We start from the raw sequence: 13,213 nt of genomic DNA, 5'->3' as shown, positions 1-13,213 counted from the left end.
TCATGTCACTATTGGACGCAGTACTGCCATCAGAACCCACAAAAAAACTGACCATGGATAACCCAGTTGATACTCTTTTTGATAAAACTGCCAGTCAATTGGTTGGTAAACCTATCAACCGTGTAGACGGTTCCTTGAAAGTCAGTGGACAAGCGACTTATAGCGCAGAATTTTATGTTGAAGGGCAGGTGTATGGCGTCTTAGTGGGTGCGACCATTGCTAAAGGCAAGGTGAAGCACATCGATAGCCATGCAGTAGAGGCGATTCCAGGTATTATTAAAGTGGTTACTGATCCCGAGCATTTTTTGCGTAATGCTCAGCAAGGCGGAGAGAAAAAAGCACCCACTCAAGGCGTCGCTGAAATTTTTTACCATGGTCAGCCCATAGCTGCCGTAATCGCTGAAACCTTTGAAGCGGCTACTGAAGGCGCAAAAGCCCTCAAGGTGACTTATGAAGATGAAACAGCAAATGCTGTGATAGATTTCAGCTCAGCATTGGGAAATGCGCATTCGGTTGATGAAAACAAAGGTTCGGACAAGAATTATAAGCAGGGCTACCCAGAGCAAGCACTTAAAGAGTCTGAGGTTTCGTTTGATCAGATTTATCATACGCCAAGCCAGAGTAGTTCGCCCATGGAGCCACATGCTACATTGGCTTATTGGGAGGATGAAAAGTTAGTATTGTATACGGCCAATCAGATGTTGTCATCTTGCAAACAACAAGTGGCGGATGCCTTAAATTTGGATCCAGATAATGTACAACTGATTGCTCATTACGTTGGTGGCGGTTTTGGCAGTAAACTTGGCATTGCACCCGAATCGATTGCCGCAGCCATTTCTGCAAAAGAGCTTAAGCGTCCGGTATTGATTGTGATGACTCGCCCGCAAGTCATGGAAACCACTATAAGGCGCTCAGATACGCGTCAACGGATTGGCATCGGCTGTAATAAGAACGGTATTATTAATACTTTTATCCATAATACCATCACTAGCAATTTACCCGGCGAGAGCTTCTTTGAGCCTGCAGCGCTGTCTACTCACTATCTATACCGCGGTGAAAATCGTCAGGTCGAATATCAGATGGTTGATGTCAATAAAGTATTATCAGGTTCAATGCGCGCTCCTGGGGAAGCAGTGGGGTTAATTGCTGTTGAATGTGCAATGGACGAGTTGGCCATTCAATTAGATATGGATCCTATAGAGCTACGCCGCCGTAATGAGCCTCATCAGGATCCTAGTAAAGAAATACCTTTTTCAACTCGACAGCTGATCGCCTGTATGGAAAAAGGGGCTGAGCAGTTTGGTTGGGAGAAACGCAATAAAATACCCGCCAAGCGCTTAGAAGGAGACTGGTGGTTGGGTATCGGTATGGCTGCCGCTGCCCGTGGTAATCAGTTAAAGCTTTCTGAAGCAAGAGCAACCCTACAAATCGATGACTCAAAAAATCTTGGGATCAAAGCCATTATTGAAACGGATATGACCGATATTGGTACGGGCTCCTATACCGTATTTACCCAAATTGCTGCTGACCTACTTGGTCTACCGGTTGACCATATTGAGATGAAACTTGGCGATACCAGTATGCCGCCAGCCGTTGGTTCAGGCGGTAGCATGGGTGCGGCAAGCTCAGGTAGCAGTATTTATCTGGCGTGTCAGCAATTGCGTGAAATGCTGGCAGACAAAGTCGGACTATATTCCGACACCATCCAGCTAAATGACGGTCAGATCAGTGAAATAGGAGAGCATGAAGTTACAGCAACAGAGACTATCATTGAATCTGGTAAGGATGTCACCACTGAACTTGTAGAGAAGTTAGCAGAAAAAACGAGCGTGCCTCTCCCTGAATCTGTATTGGAACGCTTGCCGGAGAAGCAGGAGGCTAAACAAAGCAGGTATGATTTTAGTGGCCATAATAGTTATTCACTAGCCGATATTATCGCGCAATATGACGACCAAAAGTTAAGTGCTAAAGGCAAGATTAAACCGGGTAAAAATGAAAAAACCCATCGCCAATCTTCATTCGGTGCCAATTTTGCGGAAGTCGCTGTGCACCGAGTAACTGGTGAGATTCGAGTCAAGCGTATGACAGGTGTGTTCGCCGCAGGGCGTATCCTCAATCACAAAACTGCTACTTCACAGTGCTATGGTGGTATGGTTTTTGGCATAGGTTCGGCGTTAATGGAAGAAGTTATCCATGATAAGCATGACGGGCGCTTGTGTAATCATGACCTCTCTGAATACCATATTCCTGTGAATGCTGATGTACCACAATTGGATGTTATTTTGCTAGAAGAAGACGACCGTTATACCAATCCAATGCATATCAAAGGCATTGGTGAAACGGCGATTTCAGGCGCTGCAGCAGCGATTGCAAATGCTATCTATAATGCGGTCGGTATCCGGGTTCGAGATTTCCCCATTACTCTAGATAAGCTTATTGACCAACTGCCAGATTGATTCTTATCAAATACTGTTTTGCTTAAAAAAACCCGATTAAACAGCGGGTTTTTTTAGCTTATTCTCTAAGCTTATTGATAAGTCTATAAGGAACGTTATGAATCAAACTGCTGATATCCTTGACCTTGCTGAGCAAGCGATACAACAAAACATCGATGCCGTATTAGCTACCGTAGTTCGTACAGAAGGCTCGGCGTATCGGCAACCGGGTGCGATGATGCTTATCTGCGCTGATGGACGTTCGGTTGGGATGATTAGCGGCGGCTGCCTTGAGCCGCATATTATCAAACGCGCGTTTTGGCTGACCCGTTATAGCGCGAGCGTCCAGATATACCAAACAGGGGATGATATTGGATATCATAACAATGGCGATCCTGATTCAACTGTTGTAGAAGAAGGCACTACTGTCAAAGATGAAGATAGGTCTGAAGACGATTTTTTAGAGGGTGAGCTCAATTTTGGCTTGGGTTGTAATGGACGAATACATGTCTTATTTGAGCGTTTATCGACAGCGATATCGTTACTTGATCTCATCCGTCAGGTTCGCCATACTCAACAGCCAGTAACAATTGCCACTCTTATTAGATCGGGTAGTAGCGAATATAAAGGGATTGACCTGCAAGTTGGTACCCGTATTTATTTAAATCAGTATTTAAAAACGGGAAATCTGGCTGATTTATATTTGAACCGCAACACGATAAGCGATTCGAATACGTTTATAGATGATATGTTGTTAAATACCATTCAAAAACTATCAAACCATAAGTTTCATAAAAAAAATGCTGAATACATTAAGTTAACGAGCGATCTAGAGCTACAAGCTACATGTGATCGGAAGCATGAGAGTGAGTGGTTATTGCAGCGGATTTACCCACAAAACCGATTACTGATTTGCGGGGCAGGTAACGATGTTCTACCGCTGGTGACAATGGCAAAGCTACAAGATTGGCATGTCACCGTCATAGACAGTCGTCCACAATATGCGACACGTCTGCGCTTTAGCCAAGCAGACTCAGTACTGTGCGTGGCTTTGGATGATAGTGAAACATTGCTCAATCTCAGTGCTGGCGCCGCCGTTGCTGTGATGTCTCATAGTCTGGCCCAAGACCGCGCCCGACTAGCCGTACTACTAGAGCATTCTGCTCAATATCGTTATCTTGGACAACTGGGACCTCGCTATCGTACTGAGCGTTTGATCAAAGAAATTAGTGAGACAAGTGCTAACCCACATATTTTAGCTGATGGTATTTGTAAACTGCATTATCCTATCGGTTATAAGTTGGGTGGGGATGGACCTGAAGCATTGGCACTCAGTATCATGGCACAAATGAGCGCCGTGATTCATGGGCACGCGCCACAAACCTTACTGCCAAATAGTCAATATACTATTCAAACCTCAAAGCAATCAGGCTTCAATACCTATAAAAATGATTACGCCCATGACTAGCGATGTTGATACTAATAATTCTATTTTACCAACGAAAACGCCATTGCCCAGCAGTACAGAAAATAATAAACAAAACCACACTGTTATTATTTTAGCAAGCGGTCTGAGCGAGCGTCTTGGTCAACCTAAGCAACTGCTTAGCAAGCATGGCGAACCTCTCATCTGTTATATGACTAAAATAGCATTAGCCACAAAGCCTCTTGCCATTATTGTTGTCCTTCCTCAAGATCAACCAGCAATCACTGATGCGATTAATGGGTTGGTCCGTCAAAATCCAATAATCTATACCGTGATTAATTTAATACCTGAAACGGGTATGGCGCATAGCTTGTCTCTTGGTATTGAAGCTCTAACTAACTTGAAGATCTCATTGATTAATCGGGTGTTAATCATGGGGGTCGATCAAGTATTGTTAGATAGTGAGCATTTGAAAGAATTATTAGCGTTCAAAAGTACAGTGGTCGCTAGTAGTTATCAATATCTAGATAAAGCGTATTCTACTGATACAGGTAAGAATAATATCATCGGTCTTCCGATAGTTATTAATGTTGAGCGTCTCAAACAATGGCAACCAGCACTGAGAGGGGATAAAGGTCTGCGCTATTTGATTAGAGCCTTACCGCCCAATCAGTTAAGTACGGTCATAAACCATCAACTTAGCTATGATATCGATACGCCCAAACAGCTTTTTTATGCCAGACAACAGCATTGGCTTGATGCTTAGTCATTTATAAAAAATGGGTAATTATAAGCACAGGAGTATATAGTTTGAGGATTGCGATGAAAGAAAATGATAAGAGTAGCGTAGAATCAAGGGACGAACTGATTAAAAAATATTATCAAGACAGTAATTTGGGATTATTTGAATTACGCTCAAAAATCAAGTCGCATACTTTAGGTAAGTATGAGGATCTATCATTAAATAATCTCAAGCTAATTACAAATTGTCTAATGCTATTGGACGATTTTACTTATCAAAAAAACTTAGAGGACAAAGAAAAAGACAAAGTAGCGTATTACAAGAGCTGCAAGTTACAAATGAGCGCACTACGCGAAAAGCTAAGCGCCATTGAATTACATACAATGTATAGCGGCCTGCTATAAATGGCAACCGTGTTCAATGAGTTACAGAACTCACGTCAAATAGCACACTCTGGTCACTAGATTTTTACTGGAGCTATGGCACACTTCTTATTAGGTTTAGTTGCTTAATAGTGGCCTTCCTATAGATCTATATTAAAAACGACAGTAACTTTTAGCAGCTAAATTATTTCAAACTTAGGTGGTGTTAGAGCGAAAAATGGTCTCATACTAAAAGGGAATAAACGTGACTTCAGGAAGAAATCCCAGTATAAATAGGCGACCTATCTATATTCTGCCAAAAAACTTTGCTGAATATTTATGCCCTCAGCAAAATTATTATTTGTTTCTAGATATAGATGGTACGTTAGCGGATTTCACACTGAATCCAAAAGACAGCGTTATCCCAACATCAACCTTAACTCTTCTACAAAAAATACAAAGCCATGGTGTAAAACTTGCTGTCGTAACAGGACGCAGTTTGGCTGAAGCAAGGCAAATGCTGTCTCCTTTAGTGTTACCGATTGCCGCAACGCATGGACTAGAAATAGCGTTTGATGATATCAGTGATCATAATGAGACACATGTTGTATCTGTTGATATCATGGAACTTGCTGTAATAAGAAAGTCTATTATCCAATCTTGCATTCCCTTTGATGACTTCACCGTAGAAGATAAACCCTATTCTGTCGCCCTCCATTTCCGAAAGAACCCTGTTTTGGCTGATGCGGCTTATACCATCATGATAGAAACCTTAAAAACTTATGCTAACTGGACATTGAAATCTGGTAAATATGTTTGGGAGGTAGTGCCAAAAGGAGTGGATAAAGGTAGCGCAATTCTGACTTTATTAAAAAGAATGCAGAGTAGTAATAATATGTTCCCTATTTTTATCGGTGATGATATTACGGATGAAGTAGGGTTTGTGGCTGTACAAGGTGAAAATCAAATAATAGCCAGTCAACCACAGCCATTAAAAGGGATGGGGATTAAGGTTGGTAGTGAGGCTACGCATGCCAATTACTATGTACGTAATACTCATGAGGTCACCATATTACTGAATAGCTTTTTAAGCTTTTGCCAAGAGCATTCAATGCTAGCAAAAGAAACAGTGAGGCACGTGATATGAGCCGCTTAATCGTCTTGTCTAATCGGGTTAAAATGCCTGATAAAAATCCAATGGCAGGCGGACTGGCGATAGCACTGCAAGACGTGTTAATGGAAAAATCAGTCATTTGGATGGGCTGGAATGGTGAAATTGTTAATAGACTTGATGAAGATTTCTCTCATGAATTTAGTATTACCAAACAAGCTGTCTTATCAGGCATAGATATATCACAGGGCAAGACTTCTATTACCTATATGACCACTGCTTTTACGACTGAGCAATATCAGCAGTTTTACTGTGGGTTTGCCAATAATGTATTGTGGCCATTATTGCACGAGCGACCTGATTTAATTCATGAAACACCAGAGGATTACGCAGGCTATCAAGAGGTAAACCGTCTTTTTGCTAAGCAATTAAAGAAGATTATTAAGCCTGATGATGTGATTTGGGTTCATGATTATCACTTTTTAAGTGTGGCATATCATTGTAGGCAGTTGGGTATTCACAATCGTATCGGATTTTTTTTACACATCCCATTTGTCTCATTGCCATTTTGGCAATCGCTTGATAAAAGCGATGAGCTCATTAGGCACCTTGCTCATTATGACGTACTTGGTACACAAACTCATCAAGGTAGAGCCAACTGCCTTGCGGTTTGCAGATATTATTTAACAGATAAGATTTTAGAAGTTTGTTCTTTAGAGCTCTCACCAATAAATGTTTTACACGACAAACATGCTGCTACTCTATATAAATCATCTGATGTGCAGTTACTGCTCAATTTAGATTTAAAATCCCAGCATTCTTTAATGGTTAAGGCTTATCCAATCGGTGTGAATGTGGAGAGAATCCAACAACAGGTCAGTCCCTTGTCTTCGCAGTGCTCAGTACAATCCGTCAAAGCTCATCAGAGCAAAAAAGGCATAAAGTATAACGCCCAGCAGATTATTGCAGTAGATAGAATTGATTACTCAAAAGGTTTATTAAAACGTTTTTCAGCATATCGCAATTTTTTACAGCAAAATCCGTCCTATCAGAATCAACTGAAATTATTACAAATCGCCTGTCCTAGTCGCTTAGATGTGTCTGCTTATCAACAACTTCATCATGATGTTAAAACTGCTGTTAATGATATTAATCAGCAGTTTTTGCCCAGTAAGTATACAAAAGATGCTTCTACAGATAATTGGCAAGCTATCAACTATGACGAAAGTGTAATAAGCCACGAGACACTAATGACGATGTTTTGGCAGAGTGATATCGGCTGGGTCAATTCGCTCAAAGATGGTATGAATCTGGTTGCCAAAGAGTATATTGCAGCGCAAAATCCTGATAATCCTGGCGTGCTATTGCTCTCACGTTACGCTGGGGCAGCGGCGCAAATGCAAGCCGCAGTCATTATCGATCCACATCAACCAAAAAGTATGACAGACGGTTTAGGGATTGCTTTGACAATGCCATTAGGTGAGCGGCAGTCACGCTATCAATCTCTACTGCAAGGACTGCAAAAAGATAACTTGCAAGCTTGGCAGCAGAGTTTTTTAGATGATCTGTATGATGTTAAAAGGCGACAAACAGATATTTCGAAACCTGTCACAGTCCAAATGTCTGACTCATAAGAACGATTAGGAGACCCTTATGCTACCGTTAGATGCAACAAATCCTTTATTATCAGAGATTAAAGCCAGTATAGACAATATCATACATACTAATAATCAAACCATTAGGACGCTTGGCTTAACTGATGCATTACGTCATGACATTCTAAAAGCCTTAATCACCTATAGCGAGAAAGTCCCGCATCCGGCAAGTGGTGCTACCAATGTAAATGGTGCAATATCAAGCACATTGATCCGTTGGCAAATTTTGGCTTATGTAGCAGGTGTTGATTTAACGATTGCAAAATGGTTTGAGTCGCACTTGGATGCGCTAAGTATTTTACATGAGGTGGGCTATGATAAAGCGGATCAAGGGTTGTGGGCTGTTTGGGCAGCAGAGGGTCACTCCAATCCTATTCATTATCAGCAGGGTAAAATCAGCGGTACAAAAGAGTGGTGTTCTGGCGCCAACATTGTTGATCGCGCGCTAATGACCTATCGTGATAAGAATGGTCAATCGCAGTTACTTATTGTAGATATGCAGCAAACTGGCATTGAGATTGATAATGAGGAATGGCAGGCGGTAGGGATGCAAGCCACTGATACAGCAACTTTACAGTTTTTTAAGGTGACAGCCAGTCAAGTTGGGATAGCCAATGCTTATCTAGAACGTGTGGGGTTTTGGCATGGAGCGGCAGGTGTTGCTGCTTGCTGGTACGGGGCAACCGCTTACCTAGCAGACTATTTAATCAGCGCCTATGAGCAAAAACCAAACGATTATAAAGCGATGTATTTGGGTCAAATTAGTACGGCATTGGCAGTCACTCAGCAGTATTTTCGTTATGTTGCTGATTTAATAGATAGCCAGCCACAGCTGAGTCATGAACTTGCCATACGCCAGCTAAAATTACAAGTTGAGAAAGTCGCTCGCCAAGTAATGGAGGTTGTCGGGCAGGCATTGGGAGCAGCACCATTTTGTCGCAATGCCCATTTTGCAAGATTGTCAGCCGATCTGCCCGTGTTTATCCGCCAAAGTCATGGCGCTTTTGACTTACAGAAAATCGGCGAATTAACTGGTATTTTAGCCAATGACTTAACTGATGGGCAGGACAATATATGGCAACTATAATATCCAATAAGGTTATAAAACTTACAAACAAGGATGTCGCCGTCACGCATGTTGATACGCTTAAAGGCAACCATCCGATTGTAGGTGACCGTGTTATTGAAGGTGATGGCACCAGTCAAGATGCTTGGAAAAACTGGTCAGGACTGCAAGACATGCCTCGATTTGATATTGCAAAAAGCTTTGCCCCGCATCAGCGTGTCTGTATCTTCGCCCCGCATCCTGATGATGAAGTGCTAGGCTGTGGCGGTCTGTTGCAACAACTGGCGGCGAATGGCAATCCTATCGTTCTTATTCACGTGACTAATGGCACACAAAGTCATCCAAACTCGCACGTTTATTCTCAAGAAAAGCTTAATGTCATCCGTCCACAAGAAAGTATTAAAGCGCTAGAAGTGTTGAGTGTGGCCCATCAAGTTATGACTATTGAATTAAATTTAACAGATGGTAATGTCTTTGCCCAACAAGATCAGTTTCACCAGAAACTATCCACCATTATTCAACCTAACGATATTTTAATAACGCCCTTTATGTACGACGGGCATCCTGACCATGAAGCAACTGGACAAGTGGTTGTCTCATTTGCCAAGCAGCATCATTTAGTCTGTTATCAAGTGTTGATTTGGGCATGGCATTGGGCAAAACCTGCGGATAGCCGTATTCCTTGGCACTGTGCCATGAGAGTTGACTTAACCACTGAGCAGCTACAGCGTAAAATAGAGGCCATTGCCTGCTTTGAAAGTCAAATCACTGCTGATGACAGTACGGGCAATCCGCCTATTTTATCCGCGCAAACGATCGCTAGAATCAGCCAACCTTGGGAGGTTTATTTATATGACTCACACCTCTGAACCTAAGCCGTCGATGAATGCCGATAACTTAGTCGACAGTATAGATTATGCTAAAACTGTCTTAGACGATAATTCTGCTACTAAGTGCCAATCATCTGCTTATTCAGAATCGTATTTTGACGCATTATATAATGACAACACAGACCCATGGCAGTATCAAACTCGCTGGTATGAAAAACGAAAACGTGATATTTGTCTAGCGATACTACCCCAATCTCAATATAACAATACCATTGAACTAGGCTGCGGAAACGGCGTGCTTAGTGAGTTATTAGCTAAACGTTGTCGGGCATTAGTGAGTATCGATGGTAATGAACGGGCAGTGCAACTTGCCAAAGAGCGCTTGGCAGAATTGTCTCATGTTAAGGTTATTCAAGGTGTGGTTCCTAATAGATTATTAAATTTAAAGGAGGCAATCATAGAGGCTTCTCCTTTATCAAACGATACGCCTACTATAGAGCCAGCCTTTGATTTAATTGTCATTAGTGAGATTTTATATTATTTATCACCCAATGATATTGACACGGTGATTGCTTGGACTCAGCAAAACCTCGTTATAGGCGGTACATTGCTATGCTGTCATTGGCGCTATGCTATTGATGGCTTTGCTATGACAGGTGAAACTGTACATCAGCGCCTGCACCATGCCTTTAACTTTGCAAATAATGAGAAGCATCACGTTGCGTTCAATCATCAAAGCCAAGTGATAGACGATGATTTCTTATTAGATATTTGGCAACGTTCTCCAAGCTCGGTAGCTATGCAAGAAAACTTGATATAACAGAGTGTAAGTTTTAAAAAACTGAGTAGAAAGGTAAATAGGCTATGAAAATTGGCATTGTGATTCCCGCTCATAATGAGGCAATGACCATCGCTAAATGCTTGGCATCAGTACGGACCGCTATCGAGCAATTGCCCTCAACGATTAAAGCGTATCCGCTAGTGGTGTTGGATAACTGCACTGATAATACGCAGTCCATCGTCAAAGCCGCTGGCATTGATTACTTATGCTGTGACTATCAATGTGTGGGAAGGGTGAGAGATATTGGTATTCGTCATGCGATCACAAATGGTGCCACATGGATTGCCTGTACAGACGCTGACTCCGTGGTAACTGTGGATTGGTTGGCACAGCAGATTGAACATATTAGCCACCAGCCGACAGATATGATTTGCGGCGTAGTGCAAGTTGACAGTTGGGCACGGTTAACACCGCAAACTCGAAAGGATTATATCGCTCATTACCAAGATAGAATGGGACACCATCATATTCATGGAGCAAATTTAAGTTTTAGTAGTGAGGCTTATCTGGCTGTTGGCGGCTTTGCATCTATACCTTGTCATGAGGATGTGGACTTGGTCAGTAGATTTGAAGCTCAAAGCTATGCCATCACTTGGAGCAATCGTGTCCGTGTAATGACCAGTAGCCGACTACAGGCTCGAGCAACCGAAGGTTTTGCAGCATTTCTAACCCATTTAGAACAAAACAATCTACATTAAGATATGCAATATGAGACTGTACTGTAGTGGTCAGATGTTCTAAATTATTTGATCACTACAGTTGATCTACCAATACCAAGTGAGTTTGCTACATCGAGTATTTTACGTTGGTGATCAACCACTAAGCTGATAGCTTTAAGTTTGAATTCTTGGATATATTGGTCGCGTTTGTTGGTCATACTATTTTCCTTCTTTGGGTTTATCTAACCTCTTAGAAGCTGTCCAGTTTTATTATGCCACTACACAAACCATTGATACCCTTAGCCTACAGCCTAAGATTCAAGTCCTCACTAGGGAATTGAACCTTTGGCTGTGCTGAACATATTTTTCTGGGTATAGTTATATTACAAACTCGAAAGCAGAACACTGGTTTCGCTATTCAGAATGCCGTCAATTTCTCTTACTTGACGCAGCACTTCATCAAATTCTCTCAAGCTTGTAGTGTGTATCTCTGCGACCAAGTCCCACGCCCCATTGGTTGTATGTAGCTTAATCAGTTGCGGGATACCCCGCAGTTTCCTAATCACTTGTGACGTAGACTTTCCTGTCACTTCAATCATCATCATCGCTTTGACGGTTTCTTTATCTAGTGCTTCATGCACTCGAATCGTGAATCCTAAAATAGCGCCGTTATGAATCAGTCTATCCAATCTGTTTTGGACAGTGGCACGAGAAACTTTGAGTTTTTTAGCAAGGTTTGAGATGGTTGCTCGACCATCTTGTCGCAGCTCAGATATCAGTTCGCTATCTAAAGAGTCATAAGTGTAATACGCCATAAAAATGCTTCCTTCATTGAATTTTGACATTATGCTAAGTAGTACTTAACAATATGTCAAAAATACGTCCATATTTAATAACTTATTGACATTTTAACTGACAATTATAATTGGTAGCATATTAATTGTTGGTTCAACAAACAATATTCATGAAAAGGAACAGCATTAATGTCTAAATTTATCGTATCACCCAAGGAAGGCGTGCCATTCGTTAGTGTACAAGCGATGGCTAAAATGATTCATGATTATGGCGTTGAGCAATGTATTACAGATCTAGTGGATGCTTTAGAGCAAGATTATCTTCGTTGGGATCAATTTGAAAAATCTTCTCGCTTTGCTTCGCATTCAAAAAACGGTGTCATCGAGTTGATGCCAGTCAGCGATGGAGAGATGTTTGCCTGCAAATATGTCAATGGTCATCCAATCAATACCAAACGAAACTTGCAGACCGTGGCGGCGATGGGTATCTTGTCTGACGTCGAAACTGGCTATCCTATTTTGCTGACAGAGATGTGTATCCTGACGGCATTACGTACGGCTGCCACATCAGCTATGTTGGCCAAACATTGTGCGCCAAAAGACGTTACAAAACTGGCGTTAATAGGAAACGGCGCTCAGTCTGAATTTCAAGCATTGGGTATGAAAGCCATCATGGGTATCTCAGAAGTTCGTTTGTATGATGTTGATCCAGCAGCATCGCAGAAAACGGCTGACAACCTTTCAGACTCAGGTTTGAAAGTCATTGTTTGTCGCACGTTAGAAGAAGCTGTTTTAGGTGCAGAGATCATTACTACCTGTACCGCTGATAAAACCAATGCTACTATTTTACGAGACGATATAATCACAAAAGGTGTTTATATCAATGCGATAGGCGGTGATTGTCCTGGTAAGACAGAGCTGGATAGCAATATATTAATGCGAGCAGATCATGTGATTGTGGAGTTTGAGCCTCAGACACGCATTGAGGGAGAGATCCAAAATCTATCAAGCGACTTTCCTGTTACTGAATTTCATCGCATCCTCAAAGGTGAAGTGCAAGCTCGAACGTCAGCGGATGATCTAATCGTATTTGATGGTGTTGGTTTTGCATCAGAAGACTTTACGGCGTTGGTATTTTTACGCGACTTGATCAGAGAGCAGGGAGGGTATGAGATTTTAGATCTGATCCCTCAGCAAGCTGACCCTAAAAACTTATATTCGGTAGTGAAAGGCCATAGCAAAGATCATAGCCTAGTGACGAATGAAGCTGAATCTGTGGCTATGTCGTAAGT

General features: G+C 41.9%; 13 protein-coding genes. 11 read left to right on the top strand and 2 right to left on the bottom strand.

The genetic code is table 11. The features are described from left to right. Positions 1-2 precede the first annotated feature (2 nt). From PCRYO_RS09235 to PCRYO_RS09190, 10 genes are all read left to right on the top strand, one after another. Positions 3-2,456: a xanthine dehydrogenase family protein molybdopterin-binding subunit gene (locus PCRYO_RS09235; RefSeq protein ID WP_011514127.1), complete on the top strand. Its 2,454-nt coding sequence runs from the start codon at positions 3-5 to the stop codon at positions 2,454-2,456. A 97-nt stretch (positions 2,457-2,553) separates the two neighbouring features. Continuing rightward, positions 2,554-3,903, top strand: a complete 1,350-nt coding sequence (locus tag PCRYO_RS09230) for an XdhC family protein (RefSeq protein WP_011514126.1) — start codon at positions 2,554-2,556, stop codon at positions 3,901-3,903. Beyond that, on the top strand, positions 3,896-4,627 hold the full coding sequence (locus PCRYO_RS09225; RefSeq protein WP_011514125.1) for a nucleotidyltransferase family protein: 732 nt from the start codon (positions 3,896-3,898) through the stop codon (positions 4,625-4,627). The genes PCRYO_RS09230 and PCRYO_RS09225 overlap by 8 nt, the downstream gene beginning before the upstream one ends. A 56-nt stretch (positions 4,628-4,683) precedes the next feature. Beyond that, positions 4,684-5,007, top strand: coding sequence for a hypothetical protein (locus PCRYO_RS09220; protein WP_041753183.1), 324 nt, complete (start codon positions 4,684-4,686; stop codon positions 5,005-5,007). 319 nt (positions 5,008-5,326) lie between these two features. Then, complete coding sequence (otsB, locus tag PCRYO_RS09215) at positions 5,327-6,112, top strand: trehalose-phosphatase (protein ID WP_264623022.1); 786 nt, start codon at positions 5,327-5,329, stop codon at positions 6,110-6,112. Then, positions 6,109-7,710, top strand: a complete 1,602-nt coding sequence (locus PCRYO_RS09210) for a trehalose-6-phosphate synthase (RefSeq protein ID WP_011514122.1) — start codon at positions 6,109-6,111, stop codon at positions 7,708-7,710. Before otsB ends, PCRYO_RS09210 begins: the two co-directional genes overlap by 4 nt. A 19-nt stretch (positions 7,711-7,729) precedes the next feature. Continuing rightward, on the top strand, positions 7,730-8,818 hold the full coding sequence (locus PCRYO_RS09205; protein WP_011514121.1) for an acyl-CoA/acyl-ACP dehydrogenase: 1,089 nt from the start codon (positions 7,730-7,732) through the stop codon (positions 8,816-8,818). Next, a complete protein-coding gene (locus PCRYO_RS09200) occupies positions 8,806-9,666 on the top strand; it encodes a PIG-L deacetylase family protein (protein WP_011514120.1) in 861 nt (286 codons plus the stop codon). Before PCRYO_RS09205 ends, PCRYO_RS09200 begins: the two co-directional genes overlap by 13 nt. Then, positions 9,650-10,447 carry a class I SAM-dependent DNA methyltransferase gene (locus PCRYO_RS09195; protein ID WP_011514119.1) on the top strand — a complete coding sequence of 266 codons (798 nt, stop codon included), beginning with the start codon at positions 9,650-9,652 and terminating at the stop codon, positions 10,445-10,447. Before PCRYO_RS09200 ends, PCRYO_RS09195 begins: the two co-directional genes overlap by 17 nt. Before the next feature lie 44 nt (positions 10,448-10,491). Next, positions 10,492-11,166: a glycosyltransferase gene (locus PCRYO_RS09190; RefSeq protein ID WP_011514118.1), complete on the top strand. Its 675-nt coding sequence runs from the start codon at positions 10,492-10,494 to the stop codon at positions 11,164-11,166. Positions 11,167-11,210: 44 nt separating this feature from the next. Here PCRYO_RS09190 and PCRYO_RS13425 read toward each other — a convergent pair whose 3' ends face one another. Further along, entirely contained in the window at positions 11,211-11,345 is a 135-nt protein-coding gene (locus PCRYO_RS13425; RefSeq protein WP_011514117.1) for a transposase, read from the bottom strand. A 165-nt stretch (positions 11,346-11,510) separates the two neighbouring features. Next, positions 11,511-11,942 carry an Lrp/AsnC family transcriptional regulator gene (locus tag PCRYO_RS09180; protein ID WP_011514116.1) on the bottom strand — a complete coding sequence of 144 codons (432 nt, stop codon included), beginning with the start codon at positions 11,940-11,942 and terminating at the stop codon, positions 11,511-11,513. Positions 11,943-12,110: 168 nt separating this feature from the next. On the opposite strand from PCRYO_RS09180, the gene PCRYO_RS09175 reads away from it, so the two are divergent. Next, complete coding sequence (locus PCRYO_RS09175) at positions 12,111-13,211, top strand: ornithine cyclodeaminase (protein ID WP_011514115.1); 1,101 nt, start codon at positions 12,111-12,113, stop codon at positions 13,209-13,211. Positions 13,212-13,213 lie beyond the last annotated feature (2 nt).

This window comes from Psychrobacter cryohalolentis K5, from assembly GCF_000013905.1.
GTDB classification, from domain to species: Bacteria; Pseudomonadota; Gammaproteobacteria; order Pseudomonadales; family Moraxellaceae; genus Psychrobacter; species Psychrobacter cryohalolentis.
Note: the sequence above shows the minus strand (reverse complement) of the source record. Positions and strands in the feature narration are given on the sequence as shown.

Excerpts from the sequence above, each read along its gene's own strand:
- PCRYO_RS13425 (WP_011514117.1), bottom strand. The coding sequence starts at position 11,345 with ATGACCAACAAACGCGACCAATATATCCAAGAATTCAAACTTAAAGCT.
- PCRYO_RS09195 (WP_011514119.1), top strand. The coding sequence starts at position 9,650 with ATGACTCACACCTCTGAACCTAAGCCGTCGATGAATGCCGATAACTTA.
- PCRYO_RS09230 (WP_011514126.1), top strand. The coding sequence starts at position 2,554 with ATGAATCAAACTGCTGATATCCTTGACCTTGCTGAGCAAGCGATACAA.
- PCRYO_RS09220 (WP_041753183.1), top strand. The coding sequence starts at position 4,684 with ATGAAAGAAAATGATAAGAGTAGCGTAGAATCAAGGGACGAACTGATT.
- PCRYO_RS09210 (WP_011514122.1), top strand. The coding sequence starts at position 6,109 with ATGAGCCGCTTAATCGTCTTGTCTAATCGGGTTAAAATGCCTGATAAA.
- PCRYO_RS09225 (WP_011514125.1), top strand. The coding sequence starts at position 3,896 with ATGACTAGCGATGTTGATACTAATAATTCTATTTTACCAACGAAAACG.
- PCRYO_RS09175 (WP_011514115.1), top strand. The coding sequence starts at position 12,111 with ATGTCTAAATTTATCGTATCACCCAAGGAAGGCGTGCCATTCGTTAGT.
- PCRYO_RS09200 (WP_011514120.1), top strand. The coding sequence starts at position 8,806 with ATGGCAACTATAATATCCAATAAGGTTATAAAACTTACAAACAAGGAT.
- PCRYO_RS09180 (WP_011514116.1), bottom strand. The coding sequence starts at position 11,942 with ATGGCGTATTACACTTATGACTCTTTAGATAGCGAACTGATATCTGAG.
- PCRYO_RS09190 (WP_011514118.1), top strand. The coding sequence starts at position 10,492 with ATGAAAATTGGCATTGTGATTCCCGCTCATAATGAGGCAATGACCATC.
- PCRYO_RS09205 (WP_011514121.1), top strand. The coding sequence starts at position 7,730 with ATGCTACCGTTAGATGCAACAAATCCTTTATTATCAGAGATTAAAGCC.
- PCRYO_RS09235 (WP_011514127.1), top strand. The coding sequence starts at position 3 with ATGTCACTATTGGACGCAGTACTGCCATCAGAACCCACAAAAAAACTG.